This window comes from Terribacillus saccharophilus (assembly GCF_002272075.1).
GTDB lineage: Bacteria > Bacillota > Bacilli > Bacillales > Amphibacillaceae > Terribacillus > Terribacillus saccharophilus_A.
On record NZ_NPBJ01000037.1, the window covers coordinates 1 to 16,210 of the forward strand.

15 protein-coding genes and 1 pseudogene are annotated in these 16,210 nt (G+C 43.5%); 4 read left to right on the forward strand and 12 right to left on the reverse strand.

Features of this window, described 5'->3' with window-relative positions; genetic code table 11:
- A pseudogene (locus CHH48_RS16760) lies at window positions 1-196 on the forward strand (NAD-dependent malic enzyme); the annotation flags it as partial.
- A 43-nt stretch (window positions 197-239) separates the two neighbouring features.
- On the opposite strand, the gene CHH48_RS16765 reads toward CHH48_RS16760, so the two are convergent.
- A complete protein-coding gene (locus CHH48_RS16765) occupies window positions 240-1,685 on the reverse strand; it encodes an NADP-dependent glyceraldehyde-3-phosphate dehydrogenase (protein WP_245840424.1) in 1,446 nt (481 codons plus the stop codon).
- A gap of 269 nt (window positions 1,686-1,954) precedes the next feature.
- Entirely contained in the window at window positions 1,955-2,557 is a 603-nt protein-coding gene (locus CHH48_RS16770; RefSeq protein WP_095220558.1) for a TetR/AcrR family transcriptional regulator, read from the reverse strand.
- Window positions 2,558-2,669: 112 nt separating this feature from the next.
- On the opposite strand from CHH48_RS16770, the gene CHH48_RS16775 reads away from it, so the two are divergent.
- Complete coding sequence (locus tag CHH48_RS16775) at window positions 2,670-3,218, forward strand: 2TM domain-containing protein (RefSeq protein ID WP_095220557.1); 549 nt, start codon at window positions 2,670-2,672, stop codon at window positions 3,216-3,218.
- Between the two features lie 18 nt (window positions 3,219-3,236).
- Here CHH48_RS16775 and psiE read toward each other — a convergent pair whose 3' ends face one another.
- Entirely contained in the window at window positions 3,237-3,674 is a 438-nt protein-coding gene (psiE, locus tag CHH48_RS16780; protein WP_095220556.1) for a phosphate-starvation-inducible protein PsiE, read from the reverse strand.
- A gap of 26 nt (window positions 3,675-3,700) precedes the next feature.
- Window positions 3,701-4,828 (reverse strand): alpha-hydroxy acid oxidase, encoded by a 1,128-nt coding sequence (locus CHH48_RS16785; protein ID WP_095220555.1) that lies wholly within the window; start codon window positions 4,826-4,828, stop codon window positions 3,701-3,703.
- A gap of 117 nt (window positions 4,829-4,945) precedes the next feature.
- On the opposite strand from CHH48_RS16785, the gene CHH48_RS16790 reads away from it, so the two are divergent.
- Window positions 4,946-6,229: an aminotransferase class I/II-fold pyridoxal phosphate-dependent enzyme gene (locus tag CHH48_RS16790; protein WP_095220554.1), complete on the forward strand. Its 1,284-nt coding sequence runs from the start codon at window positions 4,946-4,948 to the stop codon at window positions 6,227-6,229.
- Between the two features lie 28 nt (window positions 6,230-6,257).
- Here CHH48_RS16790 and CHH48_RS16795 read toward each other — a convergent pair whose 3' ends face one another.
- The 3 genes from CHH48_RS16795 to CHH48_RS16805 form a co-directional block, all read right to left on the reverse strand.
- Complete coding sequence (locus CHH48_RS16795; protein ID WP_095220553.1) at window positions 6,258-7,082, reverse strand: GNAT family N-acetyltransferase; 825 nt, start codon at window positions 7,080-7,082, stop codon at window positions 6,258-6,260.
- An 89-nt stretch (window positions 7,083-7,171) separates the two neighbouring features.
- Window positions 7,172-8,626, reverse strand: a complete 1,455-nt coding sequence (locus CHH48_RS16800) for a DHA2 family efflux MFS transporter permease subunit (RefSeq protein ID WP_095220552.1) — start codon at window positions 8,624-8,626, stop codon at window positions 7,172-7,174.
- 27 nt (window positions 8,627-8,653) lie between these two features.
- On the reverse strand, window positions 8,654-9,223 hold the full coding sequence (locus CHH48_RS16805) for a TetR/AcrR family transcriptional regulator (RefSeq protein WP_095220564.1): 570 nt from the start codon (window positions 9,221-9,223) through the stop codon (window positions 8,654-8,656).
- A gap of 212 nt (window positions 9,224-9,435) precedes the next feature.
- Between CHH48_RS16805 and chrA the strand changes: the two genes are divergently transcribed.
- The gene (gene chrA, locus CHH48_RS16810) at window positions 9,436-10,623 is read left to right on the forward strand and encodes a chromate efflux transporter (RefSeq protein ID WP_428848895.1); all 1,188 of its coding nucleotides are present in this window, start codon (window positions 9,436-9,438) and stop codon (window positions 10,621-10,623) included.
- 108 nt (window positions 10,624-10,731) lie between these two features.
- On the opposite strand, the gene CHH48_RS16815 is transcribed toward chrA, so the two are convergent.
- The 5 genes from CHH48_RS16815 to CHH48_RS16835 form a co-directional block, all read right to left on the reverse strand.
- Window positions 10,732-11,943: an MFS transporter gene (locus tag CHH48_RS16815; RefSeq protein WP_176466497.1), complete on the reverse strand. Its 1,212-nt coding sequence runs from the start codon at window positions 11,941-11,943 to the stop codon at window positions 10,732-10,734.
- A 341-nt stretch (window positions 11,944-12,284) separates the two neighbouring features.
- A complete protein-coding gene (locus CHH48_RS16820) occupies window positions 12,285-13,319 on the reverse strand; it encodes a potassium channel family protein (RefSeq protein WP_095220549.1) in 1,035 nt (344 codons plus the stop codon).
- Window positions 13,320-13,435: 116 nt separating this feature from the next.
- The gene (locus CHH48_RS16825; RefSeq protein ID WP_095220548.1) at window positions 13,436-14,614 is read right to left on the reverse strand and encodes an NAD(P)/FAD-dependent oxidoreductase; all 1,179 of its coding nucleotides are present in this window, start codon (window positions 14,612-14,614) and stop codon (window positions 13,436-13,438) included.
- A 29-nt stretch (window positions 14,615-14,643) separates the two neighbouring features.
- Window positions 14,644-15,060, reverse strand: coding sequence for a DUF1641 domain-containing protein (locus CHH48_RS16830; RefSeq protein ID WP_038557686.1), 417 nt, complete (start codon window positions 15,058-15,060; stop codon window positions 14,644-14,646).
- Between the two features lie 269 nt (window positions 15,061-15,329).
- Window positions 15,330-16,178 carry a DUF1206 domain-containing protein gene (locus CHH48_RS16835; RefSeq protein ID WP_095220547.1) on the reverse strand — a complete coding sequence of 283 codons (849 nt, stop codon included), beginning with the start codon at window positions 16,176-16,178 and terminating at the stop codon, window positions 15,330-15,332.
- Between the last annotated feature and the right edge of the window lie 32 nt (window positions 16,179-16,210).

Here is a 16,210-nt window from a genome sequence, read left to right on the forward strand (position 1 = left end):
AATTGCCGAACTAATCGACGAAAGCGAATTGAACGAAGATTACGTTATCCCAGCTCCATTTGATCCGCGCGTCGCTCCAGCTGTTGCCAAAGCAGTAGCAAAAGCAGCAATGGATACTGGCGTCAACCGTATCACTGTTGATCCAGAAGAAATAGCTGAAAAAACGCGTCAACTTACCATCATCGACGAAGACTAAAAATAAAAAAAGAGGAATCCCGCGGGATTCCTCTTTTTTTATTTTATTTATCCAAGTTCAATACAGTCAATTTTTCTCTTGTCATGGAAAGGATGCTGTTCGCAATACCTTGTGTTCCCATACCAGAACCTTTTACTCCAAGGAACGGGAAGTGGTCAGGGCCACGCTCTGTGCGTCCATTGATTTGGACAGCACCTGTTTCCAATTCGTTCGCAATATAGAAGGCTTTATCTACATCACGAGTGAAAATGCTCGCTTGCAAGCCGTACTCGGATTTATTGGCTATCTCGATAGCTTCCTCATCAGATCCAACACGGATGACAGGCAGTACCGGACCGAATGGTTCTACCCATGCAACATCCATATCTTCGGTTACATGATCAAGCAATGTCGGATGAATCAAATTGCCTTCACGTTTGTTACCTGCAATAAGTGTTGCGCCTTTTTCCAAAGCATCATCGATTAACGCTTGCACGCCATCTGCTGATTTACTATCAATTAATGGAACAACTGTATTACCGTCTTCCGGAGAACCAACAGCCAGCTTCTCCACTTCAGCCTGTAATCTTGCAACCAGATCATTTGCCACATTATCATGGACAAGTACACGTTTGATTGCTGTACAGCGCTGACCTGAATAAGAATAAGCTCCGCTGATGATATTCTTCACAGCTTTATCAAGATCCGCATCTTCGCGGACGATACCAGGATCCTTACCACCAAGCTCAAGAACGACAGGCTTCATGCCTGCTACTTTTGCCAAGTTCTCACCTGTTTTAGTTCCTCCAGTGAAGGAAACCATGCTAATATCTTTATGCTCCACAAGGAAGTCACCGATGACAGAACCGCGGCCAGTTACAATATTGACGACACCTGCCGGGAAGCCAGCTCGGTCGAACGCCTCCATCATCTTGATACCGCTTAAAGCGCCTTGCGTTGCAGGCTTGAAGATGACCGTATTACCGGAAATAAGTGCTGGAGCCAGTTTTGATGCTGACAAGTTTACTGGATAGTTGAATGGCGAAATTGCCAGGATGACACCTAAAGGTACTCTGTCCACAATTCCAACCTTGGAGCTGGATCCACCTGGGAAACGGTCGCCTCTCATGCTCTCGCCATTGGTGTGTAATGCTTCTTGCGCAGTATAACGGATATAGTCATAAGTCCGCTGCACTTCACTTTTGGCATCCTTCAGGCTCTTACCAACTTCAAGCATCATTGTTTGTGCAAGTTCATCCTGCATAGCAAGAAGTTCATCCGCCCATTTATAAAGCAGATCTGCTTTTTCCTGCAAAGGAACCTTTGCCCATTCTTTCTGTACTTGCTTCGCAGATTGAATTGCTGCTGCTGCCTCTTCCTGAGACAAGGCTTGTACAGTACCAACGACACCCTCTTTGTACGGTGACATGATTTCTACGACATTTCCTGTGGTGCTTTCTTTCCATTCGCCATTCACGTAATAACGTTGCGCTGTTAATGTTGACTCCACTACTTTTTCCTCCTCGTGTTACAGTTAGTTTATTTAATTAAAAAACTTAAAAAAGTTTCTGACACTCATTCTACTACTAACATTTTTATAATGGAATCATTTTGCTCAAAAAAAATAATTAAATTTTTTCCATAATATCAAGGTTTCTAAGTATATAACATATAAGATTAGTATGTCATTTTTATTATCCGATTTACTCCCACTCAAAAAGCAAACCTATAAATTTTGGTTAATTACATACTCTTTTTTAACTAAAAAAAAGAGGAGCATCAATTGCTCCTCTTTTCTTCCCGGCATAAATCATCCACATATTCGGTTAGGATTTCTGCCGCATACTCGCCGGAAAAATTCTCAGAATCAATGAAACGGTGGAACGCCAATCCATCAATGAGGGCATATAATTTTTCCGTTTCCTTCAGCAGATCCTTCCCCTCTTTCAAGTACCCACTGTCTGAAAGGAATACCAACAAACGCTGCACAGTCTCCCGGATACCATCTGTTTGGCGGAAAGCATCACCTTGTTTGTATTTGAAATGCAGGGTGAACAAAAACCATACTTGCATCTCCGCCATTGTTTCCTTATCGATTGGAATAAGCTCCAACAAAACCTTTGTCACAAGCTGCTTTGGCGGCAGAACCTGTTGAATAACTTGCATGATCCTGGCTTCACAGCGAGTTTTAACAAGTTCCATCGCATAGTAAAGCAGTTCTTCCTGCGTCGTGAAATAATGACGAAGTGCACCAAGTGATAAATTGGCTTCTTTGGCAATGTTTCGGACAGAGGCTGCCTCCATCCCGCCATCCATGATAACCTTCCAAGTTGCTTTGGCTATATCTTGCTTTCTTGCTGCATGATCTATTTTTTTTGGCATAGCTTTACTGTAGCAAAAAGCTGATTTGAAATCAATTTATTTAATACACTTGTATCACAAAGACTTGCGTGTTAGCATAATAATACAACTGTACTATAAAAGGAGATGAAAAATGAACAGCATCATTGTCTTAATTATTCTGTGTGAAGTTGGTTTTTGGGTATTTATAGCAGCCGGTTTGATCGCACGCTATGTGTTCAAGCTTCCAAAAGTAGGTATGGTCCTGCTTGGAGCAACTCCACTGATTGATTTGATACTGCTCTTAGCTACAGGCTTTGACCTTGCCCGCGGAGCAACAGCGACTGCAGCACACGCCATTGCCGCCATTTATATCGGTGTCAGCCTGGCATATGGGAAATCGATGATACGCTGGGCCGATCAGCGCTTTGCTTATTTTGTCGCGAAACAAGGTGAGAAGCCACAGAAACTCTATGGGAAAGAACATGCCATGAAAGAAGTGAAAGGCTGGCTGCAGCACTTGCTCGCATACATTATAGGTGCTGGTTTATTGCTCGCCGTCATCTACTGGATCAATGAGCCACTTCGGACAGAAGCACTCACCAGCGTCCTGCGCATCTGGTCGATTATTCTCGGTATTGATTTTATTATCAGCTTCAGCTATACCCTTTTTCCGAAAAAAGAGAAGCATACCAGCTCTTAAAGCAGTATGCTTCTCTTTTCAGAAGTCTTCTTTCTTTGATCTTTCGTTAGCTCTATTCATGATGAAATAACAAATGACAAGCAGGAGAATTGCACCACAGAAAAACAATGTATTCAGCGCACTCTCGTGGTAGACGACTATCAGACGAATCAATGCCGTGATACCGATATAAAGAAAATAACGGATTGGAAAGTGATAATCCTCCTGAAAATACTTTACGATCATAGCAATAAACTCAAAATACAGGAAAAATACGAGGATATTATTCAAGAATTCCAGTCGCGACGTATTGCCTTCATTGAACAAGGAGTTGGTGATAATATCAATCAATTCCTTCACTAGCAATATGGTAATGGCGATAGCCAAAAGAATTAGGGCTACATTTAATACGTATTGCAGGACAGTTGCAATGGTTGCCTTCGTCCGTTTTTTCTTTGTATATGTTTGTGTCCGCATAGTTTCACCTCTAAAATTACTATTCCCTACCTCTTGATTAGATAAGCTGCATCAATGTTCTTCGTGCATGATACTCCTGACAATGCATAGGTCAGTTGTAGCTCTGTTCGCAGATCCTCAATCACCCGGCTTACCCCAGCTTGTCCGCCAGCTGCGAGTCCATATACATAAGGCCGGCCAATCAAGACGCTGTCCGCTCCCAGAGCAATTGCCTTGAATACATCTGCTCCACTCCGCACACCGCCATCCATTAATACCGGCACTGCTCCATTTACTGTTTTCACAATAGCGGGCAATGCACGCAAAGAAGCAATGGCACTATCCAGTTGTCTTCCGCCATGGTTGGACACAACGATAGCATCCATTCCTAATTCGATTGCCTGCTTAGCATCTGTTGGGTGCAAAATACCTTTCACAACAATCGGCAATCTTGTCTGTTCCCGCAGGAATAACAAATCATCCCATGTAAGATTCGGATGATGAATATTCTCCAGTATCGCTTCCCTTACATGCTCTTCTGTAAGCTCTGGTACCAGTTCTTGAAAAACAGGGTCGTTTATGTAATTAGCTGCTCCTTTTAACAGCTTCAGCGGCGAATATCCATTCCGGTAATCACGTTTCCGCCAGCCTAACAGTCCTGTATCAACTGTTACTACAATTGCCTTATAGCCCGCTTTCTCTGCTCGTTTTGCCATGCTGGCAGTTAAATCACGGTTTTTAGACCAATACAATTGGAACCATTTCACTGCTTCAGGTGCCGCCATAGCAATCTCTTCCAAGGAAGCAGATGTAACAGTGCTTGCAACAAACGGAATACCAGCAGCTGCTGCAGCTTTCACACTGCCAATCTCCATCTGTGAATGAAAGATTCCTTGGAACCCTACCGGTGCCAGCATCACAGGCATACTTTGCTCCTGTCCAAACAGCTTGATAGAAGTATCTACATTCGAGACATCCCGCAATACTCGCGGCAGGATGTCGTACTCACTGAATGCTTCTCGATTCTGTCCGAGAGTCAGTTCATCTCCAGCTCCGCTTTGCAAAAATCCAAAGGGACCAGCTGGAAGAATCTCCTGAGCGCGTTCTTCCCATTCCGCTGCAAATAACGGATAATCACTTATCTTTTCTCCGATTCTTGTAAAAACATTTCCCATTTCCTAACCCCCCATTCCTTTCTTTGTAATATTAATAGAATAATTCGAACACGTTAGGAATTCCACTCTTTTCGTGTTAAGATAATCTTTGAAAAATAAGCAACGGAGGCGGCAACCATGGCTAATTATCAAGATCTTTCGAATGAAGCGTTACAACAGAAATACAATACGCTGCAAGATGCATACGAGGCGATCGCCAGTCAGCAGCTGCAGCTGGATATGTCCCGCGGGAAACCATGTACCGAGCAGCTTGATCTTTCCCAGCCGATGCTCGATATTATTACATCAAGCAGCACAGTAAAAACGGAAAATGGAACGGATGCCCGAAATTATGGAGTATTGGACGGTATTCCTGAAGCAAAGGCATTTTTCGCTTCTATCCTAGATGTTGAACCGAAACAAGTAATCGTCGGCGGAAACAGCAGCTTGACTTTGATGCATGATTCTATCGTTCAATTCCTGCTTCATGGTGTATCAGAGGAAGCAACACCATGGATCAAGCAAGACAACGTGAAATTCCTCTGCCCTAGCCCTGGCTACGACCGTCATTTCACAATTTGCGAAGCATTAGGAATAGAGATGATCCCTGTTGCAATGACACCTGAAGGTCCTGACATGGAGGAAGTGGAAAAGCTCGTTGCAGCGGATCCGCAAATCAAAGGCATTTGGTGTGTACCTAAATACAGCAATCCGGATGGTTTTACATACTCCGATGCTGTTGTTGATCGTCTTGCTGGCATGCAGACGGCTGCAGATGATTTTCGCATTTTCTGGGATAATGCATATATCGTGCATCATCTTACAGAAGAGCCAGATGAACTTAAAAATATCATGCGTGCTGCGGCAGCTGCGGGGAATCCGGATCGTGTCATGGAATTCACTTCTACTTCCAAGGTGACTTTCCCAGGCTCTGGTGTTGCTGCTCTTGCTTCAAGCGAAAAGAATATTACTTTCTATAAAAAGCATTTATCTGTTCAATCAATTGGGTCGGATAAGCTGAATCAGATGCGCCACGTAGCGTTTTTGAAAGATAAAGACACACTCTCTGCCCATATGAAAAAGCACGCCGGAATCATTGCGCCAAAATTCCAGACTGTCCTTACAATCTTGGCAGAGAAGCTGGGTGGTAAAGGCATTGCCGATTGGACGAATCCGAAAGGCGGCTACTTCATCAGCTTGAACACAATGGAAGGCTGCGCCAAGGATGTCGTGGAGCTTGCCAAGAAAGCCGGTGTAACCTTGACTGGCGCAGGTGCAACCTACCCTTACGGCAAAGATCCATATGACCGGAACATCCGTATTGCCCCAACACTGCCGCCGACTGAAGAACTGAAAAAAGCCATCGATGTACTATGCTTGTGCGTCGAAATGGTGAGCATTAATCGTCTGTTGCAGAGATAAAAGTAAGGCCGCCCTTAAGGCGGCCTTTTTATATAGAATAAAGATAATAATCCTGCTGGCTCTCCTTTATAAATCCGGTCGACGTATATAAAGACAATGCCTTTTCATTCTCAGACTGGACATCCAAATAGACTGATTGCCCCCGCTGAACTTCCATCCGCACAGCTTCCTGCAGAGCCTTTCTTCCATATCCTTTTCCTTGGAATTCTGGCAGTACAGCAAAGCCATATATTTCACTTCGTTCTTTATCATGATGGATACGGATTTTCCCGACTGTTTTACCTTCCACCACAATCATGAAAAATTCCTTCTGAAATCCATCCTTTTCCAAACGGTGATTATACATTTTTGCTTCCTCCGCTTTGAAATTGAAGCAGGCGACATCCAATTTCATCTTCATTTCGATATCTTCTTTACGTGAAGGTCGCAAATAGATTAATCCATCCAAATCAGGAAGTACTTTTCCCTCCCATTTCATCATGTACTCTGATTCTTCATATGTACAAGTTATCGAATCTAACCATAGCTTGCCTAATTTACTGTTTGCTGGAACATTCAGCAGTATGTACCGAGCTTTTTCCATGGCAGGATGACTGCTCTGGAATAACCTGCTGAAGATGCCTTTTCGGCGGTATTCTGGATGCACCATTCCGCATACCTCAATCTTGTTTCCAAAACTATATAATCCAAGGAATCCGACAAGCTGGCCCGAGTCATATGATAAAAAATCGGTCTGCTCCTCTTCACTTCTGTTCTCGAGCATATCCCAATTCAGCTTCAACTCTATACTGTCGTTTCTTTCTACTACTTGCTGAAGTGCTTTTATTTCTTTTAATTGTTCAATTGTAAGCAAACACATTACCCCCAATCTCTGTTTACCTACTTATCATACCTTAATTTTCCACACAAAAAAATCCTGCCGAATATACGGCAGGATTTTAATTAATTTGCTTGATGATCCACTTTCACTCGTCGGATGAAGAAGCTGATGACCACACCGACAATAGCAACAATGATACCAAAGATAAATGAACTTTGGACACCTTCAGTGAATGCTTGAATCATTGTAGCTGGATCTTGCGGATTGGCTGCGTCTTCCATGAAGCTCTTCTGTCCAGCTGTCATGATAGAGATTGCTACAGCAGTACCAATTGCACCAGCAACTTGTTGCAATGTATTCATGATAGCTGTTCCATCTGGGTACAGACTAGGAGGCAGCTGGTTCAAACCATTTGTCTGCGCTGGCATCATGATCATTGAGATACCAATCATCAAAGCAATATGCAATCCAACGATGAAGCCAGTAGACGTGTCTAGAGAAATGGTAGAGAACCCGAACATAACCAAAGTGACAATGACAAGACCAGGAGTAACAAGGAATCTCGGTCCGAATTTATCAAATAGTCCACCCATGACAGGGGAAAGCAAACCATTGATAACACCGCCAGGAAGCATTGTCAGACCAGCAACCAGCGGAGTAAGAGCTAGAGATGTTTGCAGGTACAATGGCAGCAAGATCATGGAAGAAAGCATAACCATCATACTTACTAAAATCAGTACCAAGCCTAATACGAACATTGGATACTTAAATGCATTCAAATTCATCATCGGCTGATCCATCTTAACCTGACGAACAGAGAATAAGATAAGACTCAAGACACCAGCTGTAATAGCAACGATTACGATTGGGTCACCCCAACCGCCGCCTTCACCAGCATGACTGAAGCCATAAACAACTCCGCCGAAACCGATAGTCGATAAGATAATAGATAGTATATCGATTTTCGGCTTCGTTAATTGTGTTACGTTTTGCATGAAGAATGCACCGAAAACAAGTGCAACTAAAAGCAACGGCAAGGAGAACCAGAAGATCCAATGCCAAGTTAATTTATCGATGATCAATCCAGAAATTGTCGGACCTACTGCAGGTGCGAACATAATAACTAGCCCGATCAATCCCATTGCTTTACCGCGTCGATGCGGCGGGATGATGTTCAAAATTGTATTGAACATAAGCGGCAGCAATAGCGCAGTTCCCACTGCCTGCACAATACGTGCGATTAACAGCACAGCAAATGATGGTGCAACGGCAGCAATGATAGTACCGATTATTGAGAAGACCAAGGATGTTAAAAATAGCTGACGTGTCGTGAACCACTGCATAATTAAACCAGATACTGGCACGAGCACACCAAGTGTCAATAGATAACCCGTAGTCAGCCATTGAGCTGAAGATGCCGAGATACCAAATCCATTAATAATATTCTGTAGCGCAATATTCAGCGCTGTCTCACTGAACAGACCGACAAAACCAGCAATCAAGAATGAGATGATGATTGGCATAGCTTTGATTTCGCTGTTATTCACTGCTGTTGAAGCAGTATTATTACTATCCATTTGCAAAGCTTTCTCCTCCAATGTGAATTATTGTTTAAGTAATGACGGAAGCTGTCTCGCCACACTATATAGCGGGCTTCCCGATGCACTTGTCAGAGCCAGGGTCACTGCCCCTTCTATCAAGGCATTTATCGTAACGGCTAGATCATTCGCCATTTCCTTTTCATAGCCATAAGCAATCAATCGATTTGCGTATAATGCCTGCCAGTCCGCGTAGGCATGCTGGCAGCTGTTTCGCAACGATTCGTGTGTTGCCGCAGTTTCAGACGCAATCAATCCGATTTGAACACCTTCCATTTGATGTTTTTTTTCAAAATCAGAAGCAATCTTATGGATATGATACTGAAAAGCCTCTGCTGCAGTATCCTTCTCTTCCAGATCCTTTGCGGCTCCTTCGAGGAGATGCTTTTTCATCAGCTTAATTGCTTCTACTGCAATCTCTTCTTTCCCATTCGGAAAATGATAGTACAGCGAACCTTTAGGAGCACCACTTTCCTCAATAATCTGATTCAAGCCTGTGCCATGATAACCCTGACGCTGGAAAAGCTCCGAAGCGGTACGTAAGATGAGTTCTTTTGTGCTTTCCTTTTTTTTCACTGCCCCATACAACCTTGCACCCCTTAAATTATAACGATTGGTCTAGATAATAATAATTTTTTTTGTTCTCTATGTCAAGAATGTGATTTGCAATTTAGTTTGTAAAGTTTATGTAAATTTCGAAACGCTAAAGTAAAGGAGATGTTATAGTACAAATGAATTTTTATAACCCGTTTCACCCTCCACCAACGATTAATATATGGAAAGGAGCACTGAATATGACAAATAGTCAAAAGAAATTATCAGCTCTTCTCGAAATATTTCTTATTTCCCTCCGATTAGGCTGTACTTCCTTCGGCGGACCTATTGCCCATCTTGGTTACTTCCAGCAGACGTATGTACGCAATAAGAAATGGCTCGATGAACAGGCGTATGCCAATATGGTAGCATTAAGTCAGTTCCTCCCAGGCCCTGCCAGCAGTCAAGTCGGTATCGGTATCGGTATTTTAAGAGGCGGTATACTCGGAGGGATCATCTCATTTATCGGGTTTACTCTGCCTTCTGTCCTTCTACTCATCTTATTCGCTCAATTCCTTGGACAAATGAATCTTGCCGATGCTGGTTGGATCCAGGGATTGAAGCTTGTAGCTGTTGCCGTTGTAGCCCATGCTGTACTTGGAATGAGTCAGAAGCTCACAGCAAATCCTATAACGAAGGGTATTGCATTAGGCGCTCTAGTACTCACGCTTTTATGGCCACATCAATTGGCACAGTTGCTAGCTATATTACTGGCAGCAGGCGCAGGATATTTTCTGCTGCACCCGAATCAGAACGATAAAGAATCCGGTCATTTAACCATTTCTATCGGCAAAAAGTCCGGCGCTATCTGCTTAAGTCTGTTTTTCCTTTTATTAGCTGGTCTGCCTATGCTGCGCGCTATAACAGATACACCGCTTCTCGCTATGGCGGACAGCTTCTACCGCGCCGGCTCGCTTGTATTCGGTGGAGGTCATGTTGTCCTTCCGCTTTTGGAGCGCGAATTTGTCCCAACCGGTTTGATCAGTCAGCAAGACTTTCTTGCAGGATACGGAGCTGCCCAGGCAGTCCCTGGACCATTATTCACATTTGCAGCTTATCTCGGAACCATGCTTTACGGCTGGCAAGGTGGTTTACTGGCAACTGCTGCTATATTCCTGCCAGCATTTCTGCTCATAATGGGAGCTCTGCCATTCTGGACAAGCCTGCAGAAAAATAGCAGTTTCCGCAAGGCTTTTGCCGGAATTAATGCGGCAGTTGTAGGAATATTAATCAGTGCATTCTTCATCCCTATTTGGTCATCGACCATCCACTCAGCCATTGACATTGCACTTGCTGCTGTTTTTTACAGCCTGCTGGCTTTTTGGAAAGTTCCTGCCTGGATTATTGTAATAATCGGTGCTGTTAGCGGTCTGATTTTATAGTATCTTCAAATACTCAAAAAACAAAATCGATTCATTTTTATATTTTTGGTCGTCACTGCAGAATAGCACACCTATGCCCAAAACGCGCATAAGAAGAAGCCTGATACCCTAAAGGATATCAGGCTTCTTCTCTACTAATGTTCTTTTGCTGATTATGACTAATAGGACCGTCAGCGACAGCATAATCAGACACCCAGTCTGAACTGCTGCTGCTACATTCGTCAGCTGATTTATTCCAGCCAAAACTGCTGTCATCCCGATAATTAGAATCGCTTCTATTGATTGATACATACTAAGCATGCGACCCATTTGCTCAACTGGAATATGCTCCTGTATATAGGTTACATATCCAGCGTTTGCAAAAGCCAGCGCACCGGATAAGATGAATACACCTGCACTTGCTGAGAGAAAGTTTTGAGAAAAAGCAAACAGCACATACCCTAAGGCTCCACCAGCTGCCCCATAAGCAAGCAGCTGAATGGAACGAAAATGGCGACTTACGATAGTCAACAGTAAAGAACCTGAAACAAAGCCAACTCCAGCAATACTTACAAGCAATCCATAAGCAGGTTTTGATAATCCGATCGCCTCTGAAGAGAAAGCAACTTCCATGGAATCAACAGCTGCAGTCATAACAGTGATACAACTGAACACCAGAAGCAATAGAGTCAGCATAACAAACTTTTTACTGAAAGCTGTAACAAGACGCCAGTCTTCTCTCCAGATTTTCAGCCATTTTTCCTCCGAACTTTGTTCCAAGACAACTTTTACAGATGGCAAAGCGATGCAAATAATAACTGCTGCCAGTAACAACACTATATTAGCACCCAATGCAATCTCAACAGATCCTGCACCAACTAAAATCCCTGCAGCCGCCGGACCTAATACAAAGCCGCTGCCATCCGCAATGGCACGATAGGAATTGAATTTCTGCCAGTGCCGCTTATGGATTAACCCAGTGATATACGGCAAACTTGCAGGCTCAAAGATGGCGCCTGCAGCTGCTACGAAGAAAACAAGCACATAAATTTGCCATAGGGAAGTGGCGATGATCATCCCGGCTATACCGAAAATCCTTATAGCGTATAATAGAATCATCAGCTTCCGATTATCCAGCCGATCAATAATACTGCCCGCCCAGCTGTTCATCAGCAGCCCAGCTGCCGGCTTAATCATATAGAGAATTGCAACAGCTGCTGCAGCTTGATCTGCCTGCTCATATACCTTCAAATTCAAAGCAATCAAATACAGCCAATCCCCACAGGATGCACATGCAATTGCGATAAGCATTCCGATAGCACGAATACGGTATTTCTTCACCTTCATTCCCCTCTCTGTTTGAAGTGAAGCAAATAAAAAAATCCCACCCCCAAGATTGTCATCTTAGGGGCGAGATTCCGTCGCGGTGCCACCCTAGCTTCCCCGGCAGGTCACCCAGCCAGGCTCAAAAAGTACACGCATTGCTGCGTAGACCCTTGTGCTGTAACGGGCACTTTCCCGGTCTGCCATCATCCTTATCCGGCAGACAGCTCTGCGGTTTGTTCCAGCTGAGCTCCTTCACCCTTTTCAGCATTGCAGGGATTCTCTGTAGAGGGAGCTTACATTACTGTACTATTCCGCTTCATCGCCTGTAAATTTTTTCTATAATATCATGAAAGAGGCTACTGTACAATACGTTGTGAGAATTTTTCGTAAGCTTCATCGCTCGCTATGATATACAGCCGGTCTTCGGGCCGAAGGAAGGTTTCCCTTTTTGCGAGGTAGTTCATGTCTTGATTTATACAAAGCAGAACCACCCCCTCTTTTGTCAAAGCTTCTTGTGCATCTTGATATGTTCTCCAGACAGGGTCAGGTTGTATCTCATAAATATTCGCACCGTACTGTTTGCTCAACAGCTGACGGAAGAGATTGGATGTTCCCGGTGCCATTACAGCCTTCGCCATCAGAAGGGAAACAGAATCATTGGATAGAATAAAATCATCAATGGATATATGCTCAAATTTAGGTATGTGTGTTTCATTATTGATTTCTACAACAGTATGTATATTAGTATTTTCTTTCTTGGAAAGCCCTTCGACCGCTGAAGCTATCAAGAGGGTCTTGGCATCTGCCAGTAGTGTAGATTCCAATTCAGGATCAGAGAATACAGCGACGCGTGCAGCTTCCAGAAGATTCGCGTGAATCAAAGTTGCTTCATCTGAAGGGTCTCCTTGTACAAACGCAACTTGTTCGTGATCGAATGGATGCTCTTTCGTATCATCGACAATGACAATATAGGCATCTTTTTCACTTGCCAGCACTTCCTCGATAGATCTTCTAACCTTTTTTGACCAGCCGATGTAAATATAATGCCCCTTCTTTTTGATCATCAATTTCCCCTCCCTTTGCATGCGCTTATATGCTGAGGCACCGTCCACGATCTTCCCGATCAATACACCGATTACACCGATACCAAACAGAAACAGAAAGATTCCTAGCAGCCTTCCAGGTATCGTTTCCGGATAAAAATCCCCATAACCAACTGTAGTTACAGTCGTCATCGTCCACCAAAATCCATCAAACAATGATGGAAAATTATTTCTTTCTATTAGATGAATACCGATGGTTCCTACCAGCACGACAAGGACGGATGCTAAAGCTATTGCAAGAAAATTAAACCCTGTAACGCTCTTCCATAAACGAATGAAAAAAAGCATGGTCTCTCCTCCTAGACTTCCATTATAACTGGAAAAATAAGAGAAATGTTCAGTATCTTAGACATTTCGTAACATACAAAAAAAGCACCTCCAACGGGGAGGTGCTTTCGTTCTGCTTAGTAAGCTAAGCTGAATAGTCCTTTTACGTGAGTCAAGTAGCGGATGTTACTAGCTTCTTTCATCATTGTAGCTGGAAGACCTTTCAATGGTGTTTGGTTAGCACCGATGAATGCTACAGCGTCCTTGCGGCCAAGGCTTGCAAGTGTACCGGAGTTGATCGGGCTGAAGTTTTCCATTGTTTTGCCTTCAAGATAAGCGAATAGGTTGTAACCTACTAGTTCGCCCATCTGCCAAGCGATTTGTGCTGTTGGAGGCCAAGGACGACCATCTTCACCGAAGTATACAGCACTGTCACCGACAACAAATACATCTTGGTGGCTCTTAGACTGAAGGAAGTTGTTTACAGTCGCACGGCCGCGATCTGTTTCCAATCCGGATTCAGCTACCATTGGAAGCGCTTGTACGCCGCCTGTCCAAACAAATGTATTCGTTTCGATTTTCTGACCATCTTTTAATTCCACGACATTGCCTTCCACGTTCGTTACAGGCAAGCCAAGCAAGAACTCTACGCCGCGTTTTTCCAAGCTGGATTGTGCACGATCGATTAGATGCTGTGGAAGCATTGGAAGAACCTTTGGACCAGCTTCAACGAGTTGAAGCTTGATTTCTTTTGGATCTACACCGTGAGGCAAGCAGTAAGAAGCGAGCTTGTCCGCGATTTCGCCGACTAGTTCAACACCAGTCAGACCGCCACCACCGATAAGGATTGTTGCATCTGCCGGGTTTTTAGAAGCTGCATATGCTTTAATTTTATCTTGGATTTGGTTGAATACTTTGTTTGCATCATCTGCTGATTTCAATACAAGGCTGTTTTCTTCCAATCCAGGGATACCGAAGTAAGCAGTCTTACTTCCAAGACCTACTACCAAAGCATCGTAAGAAAGCGTATTTCCGCCTGCAAGAACAACTTCTTTCTTGTCGACATTAAAGCCTTCTACTGTTGCTACTTTGAAGTCTACATCCAAACCTTTCAAAAGCTTCTCTACAGGCATTGCCACTGCTTGCTCGGAAATGCTGCCTGCTGCAAGACGGTGAAGCTCAGTGATGATTTGGTGTGTAGGTGTTTTATTGATAAGCGTTACATTCGCTTGCGCTTTAGTGTAATACTTACGTACGTTTTGAGCGGCTAAGACTCCGCCATAACCGGCGCCTAAAATAACGATATTCTTTGCCATACTTAATCCTCCGTCCTTACCTTAAGCTCTTATTTTTGTTTTTGTTTTTCTTTTTCGTTCGCAACTTCCAGATAGCTCTGAACAAAACGGAACATCTTCTGTGCTTGTGGATCCTTCATCAGACGAAGCAAACCGAACAAACCGATTGTTTCGTTACTTGCTTCTGCGCGGTCTTTTGCTTCAATTGCAGTTTGAGCAACTGATTTCACTGAGTCTGTGACTGGGTGCAGCACTTCAGTAATAGCACCCACTGTATCGGATTTCAACACATCGTCTGTAGCTACAGCTTGCGCGAAGTCGTAAGAAGCAGTCAAAGCGTTCACAAGTTCATTGATTTTTGGAAGCTGTTCAATTAAAGAAGTCAATGATTCTTGTACTTCAGGTTTTAGCAATTGTGCAGCTAGGTCTTGTTGGCTCTGGCTAACACTTTCGTTTGTTTCTGACATAACGTATTCTCCTTTGCTATGGTAATGCATTATATTTATACGTAAACATTATACTTTGTTGTGAATTTGTTCACAACTGTACGTTCACAATTTGCTCAAAATATCCACCTACAACTTTACTCCTACTTGGAGAACTTGTCAAAAGTTATTTCACACACGTTAATGTTTTTTTTCATTTCCTATTATATATTCGAAAATAGACATAATAAAAGCCGTGTCACTCTTCTGCTTACGTAGCTTTCCCCTATTTGAGAGAAATATTAATATTCTTATGCGTTCTTCCCAAAGCTCATACTTTCATAGCGACCGCGGATGACACTGTATACTCCGAACAGAATGAAACCAACAGCTACAATTGCAAGAAGCCAGCGTCCGAATGGCTGCTGTGACACTTCTGAGAGTGCACCATCCAGCCCCTTAGCTTCATCCGGATCGGATTGAATAGCAGTCATGACAAAAAAGAATCCCACTATGCCAAACACAATACCTCTGCTAATCAGACCGATACGGCCCGCATGGCGGGCAGCCCGTTTTTCGTGCTTATTCATTTCTCCTGTCTTGAATCGGTTCATAAAACTTCCCGACACCCCACTGAAAAATTCAAAGATACCGTATCCGATAATAATAAGCCCAACAGCTGCAACCAGCCATTGTCCAAAGGGATATGTAAGAAGCTTTGCTGTTAGGGATTGCTCGCTCCCTCCACCACTTCCTTGATTCGTGGCAGCAAAACGAAGCGCATTAAATGCAATACTGGCATATATGACCGTACTGACGCCAAAGCCTATGCGAACAATAATTCCTTTTGCCCCGTTTCCTTCATTGTTCGGATCCTTGATGGCAAGTATTGCATCCCAGCATACATACCCAATTAATCCTATTCCGATCAGCCATAACAAAATATTTCCGAAGGGCATAGCTGCCAATTTTTGCAGCATACCGCCTGTGTCGGTTGTATCTCCTCCCACATGAAGCGCAGCTAAGAGTGCCAGAACACCGATGAGGGCATAGACGATTCCCTGAGACATATACCCGATTCGTCCGAATCTTCGAATCCATGGTTTTGATTCTTCCTTAGTCTCCCTTGCTTTTCGTTTGGCTTCTTGTTTATCGGCCATAATCGTCTTCCTCTCCTGTTTTAAGAGCTATA

Excerpts from the sequence above, each read along its gene's own strand:
- CHH48_RS16775 (WP_095220557.1), top strand. The coding sequence starts at position 2,670 with ATGAACAGCATCATTGTCTTAATTATTCTGTGTGAAGTTGGTTTTTGG.
- CHH48_RS16820 (WP_095220549.1), bottom strand. The coding sequence starts at position 13,319 with ATGCTTTTTTTCATTCGTTTATGGAAGAGCGTTACAGGGTTTAATTTT.
- psiE (WP_095220556.1), bottom strand. The coding sequence starts at position 3,674 with ATGCGGACACAAACATATACAAAGAAAAAACGGACGAAGGCAACCATT.
- CHH48_RS16825 (WP_095220548.1), bottom strand. The coding sequence starts at position 14,614 with ATGGCAAAGAATATCGTTATTTTAGGCGCCGGTTATGGCGGAGTCTTA.
- CHH48_RS16785 (WP_095220555.1), bottom strand. The coding sequence starts at position 4,828 with ATGGGAAATGTTTTTACAAGAATCGGAGAAAAGATAAGTGATTATCCG.
- CHH48_RS16835 (WP_095220547.1), bottom strand. The coding sequence starts at position 16,178 with ATGGCCGATAAACAAGAAGCCAAACGAAAAGCAAGGGAGACTAAGGAA.
- CHH48_RS16790 (WP_095220554.1), top strand. The coding sequence starts at position 4,946 with ATGGCTAATTATCAAGATCTTTCGAATGAAGCGTTACAACAGAAATAC.
- CHH48_RS16830 (WP_038557686.1), bottom strand. The coding sequence starts at position 15,060 with ATGTCAGAAACAAACGAAAGTGTTAGCCAGAGCCAACAAGACCTAGCT.
- CHH48_RS16770 (WP_095220558.1), bottom strand. The coding sequence starts at position 2,557 with ATGCCAAAAAAAATAGATCATGCAGCAAGAAAGCAAGATATAGCCAAA.
- CHH48_RS16800 (WP_095220552.1), bottom strand. The coding sequence starts at position 8,626 with ATGGATAGTAATAATACTGCTTCAACAGCAGTGAATAACAGCGAAATC.